Origin of the sequence: Chryseobacterium camelliae, from assembly GCF_030818575.1 — a bacterium.
Taxonomy (GTDB): domain Bacteria; phylum Bacteroidota; class Bacteroidia; order Flavobacteriales; family Weeksellaceae; genus Chryseobacterium; species Chryseobacterium camelliae_A.
In genome coordinates this window covers 1,528,467-1,545,085 of sequence record NZ_JAUTAL010000001.1, presented here as the reverse complement: position 1 = coordinate 1,545,085, position 16,619 = coordinate 1,528,467, and the positions used below count along the sequence as shown (strand labels likewise).

Annotated in this window: 12 protein-coding genes and 1 pseudogene; 10 read left to right on the top strand and 3 right to left on the bottom strand. The window is 41.0% G+C overall.

Annotated elements, in window-relative coordinates; translation table 11 throughout:
• Positions 1–81 precede the first annotated feature (81 nt).
• The 3 genes and pseudogenes from QE404_RS06995 to QE404_RS06985 all read right to left on the bottom strand — a co-directional run bounded on the left by QE404_RS06995 (position 82) and on the right by QE404_RS06985 (position 3,141).
• The gene (locus QE404_RS06995) at positions 82–549 is read right to left on the bottom strand and encodes a glucosaminidase domain-containing protein (protein ID WP_307453794.1); all 468 of its coding nucleotides are present in this window, start codon (positions 547–549) and stop codon (positions 82–84) included.
• 218 nt (positions 550–767) lie between these two features.
• Entirely contained in the window at positions 768–2,027 is a 1,260-nt protein-coding gene (locus QE404_RS06990; RefSeq protein WP_307453367.1) for an aminotransferase class I/II-fold pyridoxal phosphate-dependent enzyme, read from the bottom strand.
• A 75-nt stretch (positions 2,028–2,102) separates the two neighbouring features.
• Positions 2,103–3,141: pseudogene (locus QE404_RS06985) on the bottom strand (PLP-dependent cysteine synthase family protein).
• A gap of 220 nt (positions 3,142–3,361) precedes the next feature.
• Here QE404_RS06985 and QE404_RS06980 point away from each other — a divergent pair.
• The 10 genes from QE404_RS06980 (at position 3,362) to purF (ending at position 16,601) form a co-directional block, all read left to right on the top strand.
• Positions 3,362–6,844, top strand: coding sequence for a protein O-mannosyl-transferase family (locus tag QE404_RS06980; protein WP_307448429.1), 3,483 nt, complete (start codon positions 3,362–3,364; stop codon positions 6,842–6,844).
• Between the two features lie 84 nt (positions 6,845–6,928).
• The gene (locus QE404_RS06975) at positions 6,929–8,422 is read left to right on the top strand and encodes a hypothetical protein (RefSeq protein WP_307448427.1); all 1,494 of its coding nucleotides are present in this window, start codon (positions 6,929–6,931) and stop codon (positions 8,420–8,422) included.
• A gap of 30 nt (positions 8,423–8,452) precedes the next feature.
• The gene (locus QE404_RS06970) at positions 8,453–8,980 is read left to right on the top strand and encodes a DUF1697 domain-containing protein (RefSeq protein ID WP_307448424.1); all 528 of its coding nucleotides are present in this window, start codon (positions 8,453–8,455) and stop codon (positions 8,978–8,980) included.
• A gap of 103 nt (positions 8,981–9,083) precedes the next feature.
• A complete protein-coding gene (gene kdsA, locus QE404_RS06965; RefSeq protein ID WP_307453792.1) occupies positions 9,084–9,893 on the top strand; it encodes a 3-deoxy-8-phosphooctulonate synthase in 810 nt (269 codons plus the stop codon).
• Positions 9,894–9,937: 44 nt separating this feature from the next.
• A complete protein-coding gene (locus QE404_RS06960) occupies positions 9,938–12,142 on the top strand; it encodes a TonB-dependent receptor plug domain-containing protein (RefSeq protein ID WP_307448422.1) in 2,205 nt (734 codons plus the stop codon).
• Between the two features lie 52 nt (positions 12,143–12,194).
• Positions 12,195–12,668: a DUF3347 domain-containing protein gene (locus tag QE404_RS06955; RefSeq protein ID WP_307448419.1), complete on the top strand. Its 474-nt coding sequence runs from the start codon at positions 12,195–12,197 to the stop codon at positions 12,666–12,668.
• A 247-nt stretch (positions 12,669–12,915) separates the two neighbouring features.
• A complete protein-coding gene (locus QE404_RS06950) occupies positions 12,916–13,521 on the top strand; it encodes a SatD family protein (protein ID WP_307448416.1) in 606 nt (201 codons plus the stop codon).
• Position 13,522: 1 nt separating this feature from the next.
• Positions 13,523–14,242: a DUF3307 domain-containing protein gene (locus tag QE404_RS06945; protein WP_307448413.1), complete on the top strand. Its 720-nt coding sequence runs from the start codon at positions 13,523–13,525 to the stop codon at positions 14,240–14,242.
• Between the two features lie 12 nt (positions 14,243–14,254).
• Positions 14,255–14,977: a phosphoribosylaminoimidazolesuccinocarboxamide synthase gene (gene purC / locus QE404_RS06940; RefSeq protein ID WP_307448410.1), complete on the top strand. Its 723-nt coding sequence runs from the start codon at positions 14,255–14,257 to the stop codon at positions 14,975–14,977.
• Positions 14,978–15,107: 130 nt separating this feature from the next.
• Positions 15,108–16,601 carry an amidophosphoribosyltransferase gene (purF, locus tag QE404_RS06935; protein WP_307448407.1) on the top strand — a complete coding sequence of 498 codons (1,494 nt, stop codon included), beginning with the start codon at positions 15,108–15,110 and terminating at the stop codon, positions 16,599–16,601.
• The last annotated feature ends 18 nt before the right edge of the window (positions 16,602–16,619 follow it).

The following is a 16,619-nucleotide window of genomic DNA, read 5'->3' as shown; positions in this document are numbered from 1 at the left end:
ATCAGATAATTTAATCCTTACAATAGCAATCAAAAAAATAAGCCCCAGTCTTGGGGCTTATTTTTATATTCTTAAAATTGTTTACTCGCCTGCGAGTTTATATTTTGAGATAATCAGGTTGATTCTGCGCATCCATTCTTTAGGGCGTGTGGAATATCCTGCTGAAGCAATGGCTCTGATCCATTTGGAGAAATCCAGGTTGCCTTTCAGGGCTGAATAATAATCTTTTTTAATGATGAGCTGGCAAAAAGCTTCGTAAGATTCTCTTACTGAGGAAAAGCTCCTGTATTTGGAATGGGAATTGTTATTTCCAACGATGCCGAAGTGATTGTTGTAAACGGTAGAACTTTTACTGGTACCGCCGCCGGTTTCAACGAACGCTATAGAAAGAATGATGGCTGCGGGGATTCCGTACTTTGCAGAAAGCTCAGAAGCAATAGCTCTGTTTTTCTCTAAGTATTTATGGGTCTGCGCCTGGCTTACTGTAGAAGTTAAACTTAACACTAAACTCAAAATTACAATTCTTAAGTACTTTAAAGGTTGTTTCATAATTGTAGGTTCTGAAATTATGCCAGCAAATGTACCCCTCCTAATGTTAAGAGCCTAATTTTTAACAGAATATAACATGATTTCAATCATATTCAAGAATATTTAGTTAAAAATAGTTAAAATTTTGGAATTGTTAATTGTTTAATAATGTAAGCTAAAATAAACAAAAAGCCGCTGAAAATCTTCAACGGCCAGGTATTTTTAATGAATAATGCAATTTACATCTGCTTGTATTCGATATTCATCTGTTTTTCCATTTCCCTGTAATAACCGGAAGTTAATTTTTCACGGATGCCATCAAATGCAGCCAATGTCTCATTAATTTCAGAATCAGTATGAGAAGCGGTTGGGATTAATCTCAAGAGAATCATGCCCTTAGGGATCACAGGATATACGACTACAGACGTAAATACGCCGTAATTTTCTCTTAAATCTTTAGCCAGAAGCGTAGCTTCAATAGTGGTCCCCTGAATAAATACAGGCGTTACACAGGTATTGGTATTACCAAGGTTGTATCCTCTTTCTTTAAGACCATTCTGAAGTTTACGTACATTTTCCCACAGCTTGTCTTTGATTTCAGGGCGTGTGCGTAATAATTCAAGTCTCTTCAGCCCTCCGATTACCATAGGCATCGTAAGGGATTTTGCAAAAATCTGCGAACGAAGGTTATATCTAAGGAACCTGATGATATTCTCATCCCCTGAAATAAATGCACCGAAACCTGCCATAGATTTGGCAAATGTGGAGAAATATACGTCGATCTGGTCCTGACAGCCCTGTTCTTCACCTGCTCCTGCACCGGTTTTACCCAGTGTCCCGAATCCATGTGCATCATCTACGAGCAGTCGGAAACTGAATTTTAATTTAAGTTCGCATATTTCCTTTAGTTTTCCCTGCATTCCGCGCATTCCGAAAACGCCTTCCGTAATCACAAGGATTCCGCCTCCGGTTTCTTCCGCTACTTTGGTTGCACGCTCCAGGTTTTTTTCCAGGCTGGCAATATCGTTATGTTTGAAAGTAAAACTTTTTCCCATATGAAGGCGTACCCCATCCACAATACAGGCATGTGAGTCTGCATCATATACGATAACGTCGTGTCTCGTAACAAGAGCATCGATCGTGGAAACCATCCCCTGATACCCGAAGTTAAGAAGGTAAGCAGATTCTTTCTGGGTAAATTCCGCCAGTTCTTTTTCCAATTGCTGGTGTTGCTCTGTTTCTCCAGACATTGCTCTGGCTCCCATCGGGTAGAACATTCCGTATTCTGCTGCTGCTTTGGCATCAGCTTCCAGAACTTCCGGGTGGTTACAAAGTCCCAGATAATCATTGGCACTCCAGAAAATTACCTCTTTACCCTGAAACTTCATTCTTGGGCCAATAGGGCCTTCCAGTTTAGGAAAAACAAAATAGCCTTCAGCATAATCAGCAAACTGTCCCAGAGGACCAGGATTTTGTTTTATTCTTTCAAAAATATCCAACATTTCAATAATATTTTTTTAATTAAAAAAGCCTTTTATAATCAAAAGGCCTGATTTGTATCGTGGTTGTTTTTATTATTTGATGAATTCTGTTTTAAAAACTTCATCATAATTGTGAACACAGTTGTTGATGAAGCCTTGTTCAGCCATCCATTTATCGCTGTATACTTTGGTAATGTATCTTGAGCCGTGATCAGGATAGATCAATACCACAAGATCATTTTCAGCAAACTGATGGGATTGTGCATACTGGATCAAAGCCTGTGTAACAGCACCGGTAGTATATCCGCCCATAATGGCTTCTTTCAAAGCGATCTCCCGGGTTCTATAGGCTGACATTTCATCGTTTACCCGCACAAATTCATCTATTTTATCAAACAGAAGGGCAGAAGGGATCAGGTTTTTCCCCATACCTTCAATCTGGTAAGGGTGAACATCTTCTTTATGGATCTCTCCGGTTTCATGATAGCTTTTCAGAATAGAGCCGTCGGCATCTACTCCAATGATTTTGATGTCAGGATTCTTTTCTTTCAGGAATTTTGCAGATCCGGACAGTGTACCTCCTGTTCGCCGTACAGGCAAAAAGATGGGTGATCTTTCCCTGGGTCTGCTCCCAGATTTCCGGACCGGTAGTCTGATAGTGCGCATCAATATTCAGCTCGTTGAAGTACTGATTGATATAAACAGAGTTCGGAGTTTCTGCAGCTACTCTTTTGGCTACTTCATAATAAGAACGGGGATCGTTGGCAGGAACATTGGCAGGGCATACATATACGGTAGCGCCTAATGCCTTAAGATAGGCAATCTTTTCCGGCTTCGTCTTATCGCTTACTGCGAGAATACATTTATAACCTTTGATGATGCATACCATGGCAAGAGAGAATCCAGTATTTCCGGAGGTGGTCTCTACAATTACAGAACCTTCTTTCAATAAACCTTTTCTCTCAGCGTTGTCTATAATATGAAGTGCAATTCTATCTTTAGTGGAATGTCCAGGATTATATGACTCTAACTTGGCATAAACGGTTGCAGGAATATCTTTAGTAACAGTATTTAGCTTCACCATAGGAGTGTTTCCTATAAGGCCAAGGATATTATCGTAAACATTGCTCATTAGTGTATTATTTTCAATAAAAATCTGACGGCAAAAATACAAAAAAATAAATAATTTCTAAACTTTTGTTTGATTTCTCAGCATGCAGGAGATAAAATTTATTTTTACAGCTGTCATCAAAGAGGAAAGTTTTCAAAAAGTGAGCCAAATTTTTAAATTTTGTTAAAAAGAATCTAAAATCATAGAAAAGCCTTATTTTCGCGTAATTGATATTACTATTATGAAAAACTGGACCTTTAGGCAATGGAATACCGTCTCGGGATGGATCATTTTCTTCATTGCATTTTTCACCTATCTGTCAACCATAGAACCCAACTTCAGCTTCTGGGATTGCGGCGAGTATATTTCATCTGCCGTAAAGCTTGAGGTAACACATGCTCCGGGAGCAGCTTTATTTCAGATTGTAGGTGCGGTTGCGGCCATGTTCGCCTTTGGAAGCGGGGAGAATTATTCAATCGTTATCAATGCGATGTCCGCTCTTTTCAGTGCACTTACGATCCTCTTTCTGTTCTGGACCATCACACATTTTCTCAGGAGGTTGCTGAACAAAGACTTTGATCAGGTGAACAGGCACCAGGAAATATCGATCTTATTTGCAGGGGCTGTTGGAGCTTTATGCTTTACTTTTTCAGATACCTTCTGGTTTTCTGCTGTAGAGGGGGAAGTATATTCTATGGCTTCTATGTTCATTGCTTTGCTGGTGTGGCTGATCACTAAATGGGAGAACGAATACCAGGAACAGGGAAATGAAAGATGGATCATTCTTATTTTCTTTATTCTTGGGCTTTCCGTAGGGGTTCACATGATGTGTATGCTTGCGCTGCCGGCTGTATGCCTGGTGTATTATGCCAGAAATTACACCTTTACCTGGAAAAACTTTATCTGGGCGAATGTAATTACACTGGTTATTCTTGCTTTTGTATTTAAAATCATTTTCCCGCTGGTCATGACGATGTTCGGGAAACTTGAGATATTTTTCGTGAACGGGCTGGGGCTGCCGTTCCACTCCGGAACCATAGCCGCATTTGTTTTAACTGTTGTGCTTTGCTATCTGATCATCAAATATGCAAGAAAACTCCAGAAGAAAATTTACCAGACCGCGGCACTGTCTATTGTATTTATGCTGATCGGCTTTTCTTGCTGGATGGTTATTCCGATCCGTGCCAATGCCAATCCGCCGATGAACCTGAATGATCCTGATACGGCTATCGGGATGCTGGATTATTACAACAGGGTACAATATGGTGACTGGCCGACATTCTACGGACAAAACTATACCGCTTTCCTTGATGCCAACGGAATTGAAAAGAATGAAGACGGAAGTTTCAAGACTACAAAGACCGGAGAAATCTATGAAAAAGACGAAAAAACAGGCACTTACAGAAAAACGGGAGACCGTTTTAACTATGTATTCAGCAAGTCTCAGGTGAGCCTGATGCCGAGAATGTTTAGTGAAGACAAAGATGTAATGGCCAATTACATCTCTATGTACGGTGCACCGGATTTTACGTTTAACTATGATAATGAAGACGTGGCGAACAGCCCGGAAGCCAAACAGATTTTTGAGGAACTGAGAAAGAAATATGAAGACCGGTCTATCACCGCTTCAGATTATCTTAAAGTAAAGCCTTATAACCTGATCAATGTTCAGAAGCCTTCATTTGCGCAGAACATGGATTATTTCATTAGCTTCCAGAACAGCTATTATTTCATCCGCTACCTGATGTGGAACTTTGTGGGCCGCCAGAACGACCTTGAAGGAAATATGGAAAACACTAAGGGCAACTGGATTTCAGGGTTCTCTTTTATTGACAATGCCCTGTGGGGAAATCAGGATAAGATGCCGGCAAAATTCAAGAATGAAAGTACGGTGAAATTCTTCTTCCTGCCATTGATTTTAGGACTGATCGGTTTCTTTTTCCAGCTGAATAAAGATTTCGGAAGGTTCTATGCTTTGTTGTCGCTGTTTATCCTGACCAGTGTCGGGATCGTATTCTATACCGGTGTGAAGCCATTTGAACCTAGAGAAAGAGATTACGCAATGGTTGGTTCCTTCTATGCTTTTGCGCTATGGATCGGTCTGGGAGCGGGTGCTATTTTATGGTTCCTGCAATCCAAGGTGAAGTCCAACGCTGCCAATATTGCGGTAGGAGTTGTATTGCTTGGGGTTCCTTTTATGATGGGCTTCCAGAACTACAATGTTCATGACAGAAGCAACCGCTATACTGCGTATGATTATGCGTATTCAGTACTGAAGTCCTTACCTAAAGAGGATATCCTGTTTGTGTATGGAGATAACGATACGTATCCGGTTTGGGCCATTCAGGAAACGCAAAGGTTCAGAGACGATGTAAAAGTAGTGAACTTCACACTGGCTTCAACACCGTGGAATATTGACCAGATCAAAAGAAAAACCTACAACGCGGAGCCTATTCCAAGTCAGCTGACCCATGATGATTACAGGGATGGTGTAAATGACCAGATCTATATGATGAAGAAGGAAGACTGGCAGGGACTTTTCTCTATGGCCAAAGAGCAGGGCGCAGAATCTACTTTTGCAGAATTCAGGAAATACCTGGTTCAGGATTCCATGACACTGAAAGATGCCATGAGATTCATCAAATATAAATCTCCGGCTAAAGATGAACTGCTGAAGCTGTATTTCGGAGAGGAAAAATATGAAAAATACAACATCCTTCCGGTACACAAATTTATCCTTCCGGTTAATAAGGACAATGCTTTACGTGCAGGAATTATCAATGCTTCAGACCTGGCGAATACGGCTAACCAGATCATGATAAATTATAAAGCCAATACCCTTTATAAAAATAACCTGATCATGATGGACATCCTGGCGAATTTCGACTGGAAGAGACCAATCAACTTTTCTTCAGGAGGGATTTATGACAGTGAAAATGTTTTCTACCTGGATGAGTACCTTCAGTTTGACGGGTTCAGTTACCGACTGGTACCGATCCATACGCCACAGACGCCTGACGGTGAAATAGGAAGGGTAGATGCAAACTCATTATATAATATCGTGAAAAACTTCCGATGGGGTAACTTCAAAGACCTGAATGCCCATTTTGATGAAACGGCAACGTCCAATATCATCAGCTACAGAAGTTCGGCAAGCAGGGCAGCAGCTGCCTTGGCAACGATGGGGCAGAAAGCAAAGGCCATTGAACTTCTTGATCTTGCTGCCAGGGAAATTCCTGCTGAAAAATACAACGATCCGCGTTCTTTAAGTTCCATGGTATATGCATACATTGTTGCCGGACAGGAACAAAAAGGATTGCAGCTGGCGGAAATCCTCAAAAAAGGAATTTTCAGTGAGTACGACTATTATCTGAGCCTGAACAAAGCCGACCAGACTTATGTAAGAAGGCAGATGAGGGCAAAACCAATGGAGTATTCACTTGTAGTTTCAGCAGTAACCGATGCCTACAAAAAACTTGGACAGAAAGATAAGGCCTATGAATATCTGGTACAATCGATAGAGCCTATTGATAAGAAATTCAATGTCTTCATAAAGGATCTTCAGCAGATGGGTAAGGAAAAGGCCATGTCGGAGTCTGAAAATGTCCAGAAGATCACGCCATTCTATCAGTATCTGTTTGATATTATGGAGCCTTTTGATTCCACATATTCCAAAGAAAAAGAATCGGAAATTACCAATGCCATCATTAAGGCTACTCAGTAAAAAACTTAAAAACGGAACTTCGGTTCCGTTTTTTTGTTATGGGATTCAAAAATTTTAGGATTATATTTGCAGCAACATACATACATGATGACAGGAATTGATAATCCCAAGCTCCCTTATTATGCTGTAATTTTTACGGTGCTGTTTAAATTGCTTTTTCTCCTTACCCATTACATACAGGAAGATGCGTTCATCACCTGGAGGGTGGCCCAGAACCTTATGGATTACGGCGTGATCGGGTTTAACGGAGACATTAAAATATCAGCTTCCACCACGCACCTGTATGTTATTATTTCTTACCTGTTCAATCTGGTATTCGGGAAAGAGCATTTTATAGAGCCTTTATTGATTTTTAATTCTGTGCTTTTCACACTGGGAACCTTACTGCTGTCCCATCTTATCCTCAAAAATCCTTTACATAAAGCGTTGTTGATCTTCCTGATCGGAATCCTGCCTCCAGCCATTAAGATTTCCATCCTAGGAATGGAATATGGGCTTCTTTTTTTCCTGGAAATGGCGATGCTGTATTATGGATTTAAGAATCATAAAAAATGGGCATTGATTTTATTTCCGGTCTTGATTATACTCACGCGCATTGATACGCTCATATTTTTAGGAGTGGTTTTCCTGGTCGATATTGTCTATTCTAAAAAAATCAGATGGAGTTATATCCTGGGAGGATTCATCGGGCTGGTTTCCATCGTGGCTTTCAACTGGTTTTATTTTGGTGAGATCGTTAACAATACCATTATTGCTAAAAAGCTGATGTACGGCAGCGATTATACCTTTGCCCAGAATGTCGATTATTTCCTGGTGAACTACGGGAATTTCTGGGGAATGCTGAAACTGCCGGACAATTTCAATCCTTTCACTGTAGTTGTTCTGGTCTTTGAAATCTTGTGCTTTATCTATCTGGTGCGGCAGCCGGAAAAAAGAAACTATTTTTTATGGATGATTTTTATCTTCGGATGGGTCAAACAACTGATCTTCATTTCTCAGAAAAGCCTTTTCGACTGGTATTATTGGGTGCCGCAGATCCTTCTTTTTGTTCCGGGGGTAATTTTTATCTTGGAACAGAAAACACGGAAATACCTTTGGCTCGGACTGTTTGTGTTGTTTTATATGATTCCTATGCTGGCTTTCCAGACGGTGCATTCCATAGCAACGGGTAATGGTGAATGGAACTACCGCAGGACAATCGGGCTGTTCCTCAACCATTATGAAAAAGACAAAAACCAATGGATTCTGCTGGAACCCGCCGGCTATGTCCCTTATTTCTCGGGTCTGAAAACTATTGATGAAGTGGGGCTTGTAGACAAGGAAATCCAGAATGAGATCAAAAAAGACAGGCAAAATTACTGGATCAATACCGTTAAGAAGAGAAAACCCAAATATCTGCTCTCTTACGATAATCTGTTTGAACGGAAGGACGGAGCATATTATACAATGCATTACAGGCTTCTGAAAGAGTTCAGGGTTAAGAATCATCTGAAAAGCAGCAATCCATTGCTGGAGAAGATTTATATCCTGAAGCCTTCAGGTACAGATTACAATCTTTATGTAAGAATCAAGGATTAAGAAAACAATGACACCATTAAAAATCAAATCATGAAATACTGTGCTTTTCTCCGCGGCGTTAATGTAAAAGGGACGAATATGAAAATGGCAGACGTCTGTCAGGTATTTTCCGGTGCAGGCATGGAAAATGTCAGTTCCGTATTGGCCTCCGGAAATATCGTTTTTACGTCTGATAAAAATGCTGTAGCATTAAGAGCCGTTCTTGAAAAATCAATGTCAGACCATTTTTCTTATGAAGCATTCCTGTTTGTTAAATCCCGGGAAGAAACAGAAAACCTCAGGAACGGGAATCCTTTTAAAAAAAATGATGATCTTCATGTCTATGCTTTTATCGGTAATGAAGGCATAGAAGAAATACTGATGAAAGAATTCAACGATGCATCCAAAGCAAAACACGAAGAGGCTGCAATCATTAATCATATCTTTTACTGGCAGGTTCCCAAAGGAAGTACTTTAGACTCTTCTTTCGGGAAAATTTTAGGAAGGAAAGATCTTAAAGACCGGGTTACCACCCGGAACATCAATACATTTGATAAAATCCTTAAAAAGATGGCTTGATATATAAGGTAATCGTAAGCATGAAATACCCCACATAAGGAAATTAATTTCCTATTCTATAATTTTTCCAGTAATTTTACTGAACTTTTTAATTACAATAAAAATGATCCAGTATTTAGATAACATCCGTCACAAAGATTCCAAAAACTTTTTCCTGATCGCCGGTCCCTGTATTATAGAAGGAGAGGACATGGCATTGAGGATCGCCGAAAAAGTAATCCAGATTACCGATAAATACAACATTCCCTATATATTCAAAGGAAGCTTTAAAAAAGCCAACCGCAGCCGCGTAGATTCTTTTACATCGATAGGAGAAGAGAAATCCCTGGAAATTCTGAAGAAAGTGGGTGAGACCTTCAATATTCCTACTACAACAGACATCCATGAAAATGAGCACGCAGCTTTAGCGGCGCAATATGTAGATGTTTTGCAGATCCCGGCATTTCTGGTACGTCAGACAGACCTCCTCGTGGCAGCAGCCAAGACAGGAAAATGCGTGACCCTTAAAAAAGGACAGTTTTTATCTCCTGAATCCATGAAATTTGCCGTACAGAAGGTAACGGATTCCGATAATAATAAGGTAGCGATCATCGAACGGGGAAATTCATTTGGATATACGGATCTGATTGTGGATTACCGTGGAATTCCTACCATGAAACAGTATGCCCCTGTTATCCTGGATGTCACCCATTCTTTACAGCAGCCTAACCAGAGTTCGGGTGTTACCGGAGGAAGGCCGGATCTTATTGAAACCGTAGCCAAAGCAGGAATTGCTGTGGGCGCAGACGGGATTTTCATTGAAACCCATCCAACACCGGAAACTGCCTTATCAGACGGAGCCAATATGCTAAGGCTGGATTTATTAGAAGATTTGTTACAAAAATTGACAAGAATTAGAGAATCGATTTTGTAATTGTTAAAAATTACTTAATTTTAGAAATTCTTAAAACATTTCTTTTGAAAAAACTAGTTTTACCACTAAGCCTTATGGTTCCCGTACTGGTGTTCTCCCAGACTAAAAAAAGAGATACCGCAAAAGTAACCGATATTGAGGAAGTTGTTTTCCAGAAAAAAGTCACAGGACAGACCAGTGATATTACAACGGTAAAAATTTCCGCGAAGGATGCTCAGAATGTGGCCAGTATTTCAGGAGGGATTGAAGGGATCATCAAGACCCTTCCTTCCGTTAACTCCAATACGGAGCTTTCTTCCCAGTATATGGTGCGTGGTGGAAACTATGACGAAAACCTGATCTATATCAATGATATTGAAATCTACCGCCCTTTCCTGATCCGGAATTCGCAGCAGGAGGGGCTCAGCATCATCAATCCTGATATGGTATCCACGGTAAACTTTTCTGCAGGAGGTTTTGAGCCCAGGTATGGTGATAAAATGTCTTCAGCTCTGAATATCTATTACCGTGAACCCGAAAAATTTGAAGTTTCCGGGGAGGGGAGTTTGATCGGCGGAAGACTGACGACCGGGTTTGCTACGGAAAACAAGAAGCTTACTGCCATATTTTCAGGCCGGTACCGGAATACCAACCTGGTTCTGAATACGCTGAATGAAGATACGGATTTCAATCCAAAGTACTATGATTTTCAGTCGTATATCAACTACCATCTCAGCCCTAAATTCACCATGTCATTCATCGGGTATTATTCCAAAAATGATTATGAGATGGTCCCTAAAGAAAGAAGTGTGGACTTCGGGTCGCTCCAGAGGCCGATCAATGTAACGGTAAACTATGCCGGGCGCGAAGATGACAAATATAAAAATATGATGGGGACCTTCTCCATGAATTATAAGCCTTCTGACAAATGGCGGTTTACGCTGGACAGTTTTGCCTATCAGAACCGTGAGCGGGAATATTATTCCATTGCTTCTGCCTATATCCTGCAGACCTTTGATCCTATTACAGGAAACCCTGTAACGTCTTATGATGCGGGTGGCCAAATTGAAAGCGCAAGGAACGACCTGTTCGTAAGGACTTACGGGACCCAGTTCAGGACCCGGTTTTCTCCTAATGTAAATACCGATATTGAGCTTGGATTCAAATATGAGAAAGAAAACCTGAAAGACCTTACGAATGAATGGAAGCTGGTAGATTCTGCGGGTTACAGCACTCCGATTCCGGTAGACGACCCCAGGATCGGTAATATATCCGACCTTAAACTGTTTTACAGTATTGCCGGAAACAACCATATCCAACCTACGCGTTTATCAGCTTATGCCCAGTATTCACAGAAATTTTTCTGGGGTTCGAGTAAAGTTTTCGTCAATGCAGGAGCCAGGGTTGCCCACTGGAGCTTCAATAACGAAACCATTTTCTCACCACGGGCACAGTTTGCCATCAAACCGGATTGGGATACGGATATGTTATTCAGGCTTTCCGGAGGGGTCTATTACCAGGCGCCTTTCTACAAGGAAATAAAAGATCTGGAAGGAAATTTCAACAGCGATATCAAATCCCAGCGTTCCATTCAGGTCATCATGGCTAATGATTATGAGTTTCAGATGTACGACCGGCCATTCAAGCTGACTACTGAAGCTTATTATAAAAAAATGGATAACCTGATTCCGTATTATATGGACAATGTGAGAATCCGTTATACAGGAAAAAATAATGCGACCGGCTACGCTTACGGTATCGATACCCGCCTGTTCGGGGAATTTGTACCGGGAGTGGACTCTTGGCTTTCAGCGAGTTATGCAAGGGTGTATGAGAACATCAATGGTCAGGGCGATATACCGAGGCCTACGGATCAGAGATTCAGATTTGCCATGTTTTACCAGGATTATATGCCGAAGTTTCCGTCTATGCGGGTTAACCTGACACTGGTCTATGCAATGGGACTGCCGACCGGAGCACCGGTATTTACCAATCCGTATACGTATCAGAAAACGCTTCCCTCATACAAAAGGGTAGACATCGGACTTTCCAAAGTATTTATCGATCCTAAAAGCAAAGACAAAGCATATGGCTTCTGGGGGAATTTTGAAGAACTAACCCTCGGCGTTCAGGTATTCAATGCATTCAACATCAGAAATACCGTATCCAACCAATGGATTACCGATGCGACCACCAGCCTGATGTACCCGGTTCCGGTGAGGCTTACCGGAAGGTTTTTTAACGTAAAGCTTGAGTTCAGAATTAAATAAAATATCAATCAGCCCGTACTTGCAAAGTTTGTGGGCTCATGAGTATCATACAATGAAAAAACAGATTATTACAGCATTTTTTACCGTATTGGCAATAAGCTTTGCCACGGCGCAGAAGAAAAAAGATGCACAGGTCTCAAAATTGTACCAGAATTACATTGCTATCAAATCTGCTCTGGCTTCCGATGATGCAGGAAAAGCGGCGAAATCTGCCTCAGAATTTGTTCAGACGGCTTCGGCTATGAAGAGCAATACGATACCCGCAAAGAACCTTGCTGATTTAAAAAATGAAGCTTCAGGCATTGCGAAAACAGGTAAAATAGCATCACAGAGGGAAATGTTTCACAATTTATCAAATGATATGTATGCTTTATCGAGGCAATTCATCTTTTCCGACAAGCCGGTATACCTGCAATATTGCCCTATGGCAGAAGCGAGCTGGCTGAGCAATGAAGAGAAAATTGTAAATCCGTATTACGGAAACTCCATGCTTACGTGTGGAACCGTAAAAAGTACCATCAAATAGTCATTGATTATTTAAACATAACAGAATCCGGGTCAGAGTAATCATACTGATCCGGATTTTTTTATATAATTTTTCTAATCAACTACTCAAATATTCATATCAATCAATAGATGAAGTATGCTGTATTAAGTGATTTTTCAGGCCTCATTATAGATCATCGATAAAAGAAGAATGGTCGATAAGGATTTTCTATAAGTCTTCTTTATAATGTATTTTTTATATAAGTAAATATGCTTATATTTGCAACATGATAGCGGTCATTACCGGTGATATTATAAATTCGCAACAGGCAGATACAGAAGTTTGGATTACCAGACTGAAAAATCTTCTGCAACATTGGGGAAGTGCACCGGACGCATGGGAGATCTACAGAGGAGACGAATTCCAGCTCAAATGCGGTATAGATGATGCGTTCTGGCGGTTTCTAGCCATAAAATCTTTAATCAGAAGTCAGGAAAACCTTGATGTGAGGATTGCCATAGGCATCGGGGAAGAGAATTATTCAGCAGAAAAAATTACGGAGTCCAACGGTACTGCCTATATCCATTCCGGAAGGCTGCTGGACGAGCTTAAAAAGGACGGCTGTACGGTAGCTGTAAAAACTTCCAGCGATTCTGTCAACCGCGACCTCAATATCCTCCTGAAATGGTCTTCCAAAGATTTTGACAGCTGGACGGTAGCTACTGCAGAAATCATCCATGAGATGATCATGAACAACACCAGCACGCAGGAAGATCTTGCCAGAAAATTTGCCATTTCCCAGTCATCCGTAAGCCAGAGGCTGAAACGGGCCCATTATGACCTGATCGTGGAAACCAACCAGTATTTCAAAAAGAAAATTGCAGAACTGTAACATGATTTTTACTCAACTCATATTGGCCCATTTACTCGGAGACTTTGTTCTGCAGCCGGATTCATGGGTACGGGATAAGGAAAATCATAAGTTAAGAAGCCGGTACCTCTATATTCATGTGCTGTTGCATACTGCCCTGAGCTTTATCTTCCTATGGGACAAAGATCTCTGGTGGGTAGCTTTGCTGAATGGGGCTTCACATTTCATCATTGATGCCTGCAAGTTGAGTTTCCAGAACATCAAAACCAAAAAGCGTTGGTTTTTTGCAGACCAGATCATGCATATCCTGGTTATTGCAGGTTTCTCGTTCTACTTCGGAGAAATCAGCATCAACATCCTTATGAATAAAGAATGGCTGAAGATAGCTGCTGCTGCTTTGTTTTTAACAGCACCGGCATCTGTTTTCATCAAGATACTGCTGTCATCCTGGACTCCGATTCCGGATACGAAGGATCACCTGCAGACCGAATCTTTAAGCAATGCTGGTAAATACATCGGATATTTGGAGCGCCTCCTGGTTTTTACCTTTATTATGGTGAACCATTGGGAAGGCGTAGGATTTATGGTAGCTGCCAAATCTGTATTCAGATTCAGCGACCTTGCCCAGGCTAAACAGAGAAAGCTTACGGAGTATGTACTCATCGGAACGCTGCTCAGTTTCGGCCTTGCTGTTTTAACAGGAATTTTAATTAAACAATCAATAAATCTAACGACAATCTAGAAAAGTAAAATTATGAGTCAAAAAAAAGAAATGTTGTATGAAGGTAAGGCAAAACAGGTATTTGCTACTGATAATCCTGATGAAGTAATCGTACGCTTCAAAGATGATGCTACAGCATTTAACGCTCAGAAGAAAGGACAGGTGGATCTGAAAGGGGAAATGAATAATGCCATCACGACTTTGATTTTTGAATACTTAAATGCCAAAGGAGTTAAAACCCATTTCATAAAGCAGCTTGATGAAAGGGAGCAGCTGGTAAAGAAAGTATCTATCATTCCATTGGAAATGGTGGTAAGAAATTATTCTGCCGGAAGCATGGCCCAAAGACTGGGTGTGGAAGAAGGAATCAAATCTCCGGTAACCATATTCGATATCTGCTACAAGAAAGATGAATTGGGCGATCCGCTGATCAATGACCACCATGCGGTTTTCCTGGGTGCCGCTACTTATGAAGAGCTTGACGAGATGTATAAACTTACCGGACAGATCAATGAAATCCTGATCGATCTTTTTGACAAGATCAACATCATCCTGGTAGATTTTAAAATCGAATTGGGTAAAACTTCAGACGGGCAGATCATCCTTGCTGATGAAATTTCTCCGGATACATGCAGGCTATGGGATAAAGACACTATGAAGAAACTTGACAAAGACCGCTTCAGAAGAGATCTTGGTGAAGTAACGGAAGCCTATGTGGAGATTTACAACAGGCTGAAAAATTTACTGGCTCAGTAATTCAGCATTATACAGATATACGGGTGATCTTTCAGCGTGGAACAGACCTGTTCATCAAACAAAATTAAATTTGAAGTTAACTTAGCCGCCATTCAGGCATCTAATACCTAACTTCTAACATATAGAAAAAATGGAAAGTTTAGACATTCATAAAAGTGAATATTTAAAACAGTTTAAAGATCATCCTTACGGACGGAATCTTTTCAGGACCCAGGAAGAGGAAAGACTGGATGCACCTAATGAAGAATGCGGGATCTTCGGAATGTATTCGGATAATGATCTTGATACATTTTCCCTTTCCCAATTCGGGCTCTTTGCGCTGCAGCACAGAGGACAGGAAGCCTGTGGTATTTCGGTATTAAAGAACGGAAGAATCAGCAACCTGAAAGATGAAGGTCTTGTATTGGACGTTTATAAAGAAATTCAGGACCCTGAAGCTTATATGGGTAACTCTGCGATCGGACACACAAGGTATACCACGGCAGGAGATAAAAAGAAATATAATTTCCAGCCGTTCTTTGCCAAGAACGAATACGACCAGATTATCCTTTCTATTGCCCATAACGGAAACCTTACGAACGCCAAAGAACTGAAGGCGGAGCTGGAAGCGGAAGGTGTTGTCTTCCGGGCTACGTCAGACTCTGAGGTTATCCTGAGGCTGATCCAGAAAAACCTTGACCTTGGACTTCGGGCTGCAATCAAGATCACTATGGAAAAAATCCAGGGTGCTTATTCTGTAGTAGGAATGACGAGGAATAAGTTTTTTGCATTCAGGGATTTCAATGGCATCCGTCCTTTGGTTTTGGGAGCTATTGATGAGAAATCATATGTTGTGGCTTCGGAATCCGTAGCATTGGATGCCGTAGGAGCACAGTATGTACGTGATATTTTACCTGGAGAAATCATTTATACCAATGAAAATGAGCCTGGTAAGCTGCATTCGTATATGGTAAGCGAAAAAGGAAAGCAAAGGATATGTTCTTTTGAATACATTTATTTTGCAAGACCCGATTCTACACTGGAAAATATCAATGTATATGAGATCAGGGAGAAATCCGGAGAGAAAATCTGGGAACAGGCACCGGTAGAAGCCGATGTCGTTATTGGGGTTCCGGATTCCGGTGTTCCGGCTGCGATCGGTTTTTCGAAAGCATCAGGGATACCTTTCCGTCCTGTCTTAATTAAAAATAGGTATATCGGAAGGAGCTTTATTGTTCCGACCCAGGAAATGAGGGAGAGGGTAGTAAACCTTAAGCTGAATCCTATTATTTCTGAAATTAAAGACAAAAGGGTAGTTATTATTGATGATTCCATTGTACGAGGGACCACTTCCAAGAGGCTTGTAAAAATCCTTAAGGAGGCGGGAGTAAAGGAAATTCACTTCAGAAGCGTATCCCCGCCTATTATTGCGCCATGTTACCTTGGAATTGATACACCTTCAAAAGATGATCTTATTTCCGCCAATATGACAACGGAGGAGCTCAGAGATTATCTTGGGGTTGATTCCCTGGAATTCCTGAGTACGGATAACCTGAAGGAAATTTTAGGATCTTCAGATCACTGCTTCGGATGCTTTACAGAACAATATCCTGTAGCAAAAGGCGAGGAGATCGAACTTTTTTAAGGCCAGATTTTCAGCCCG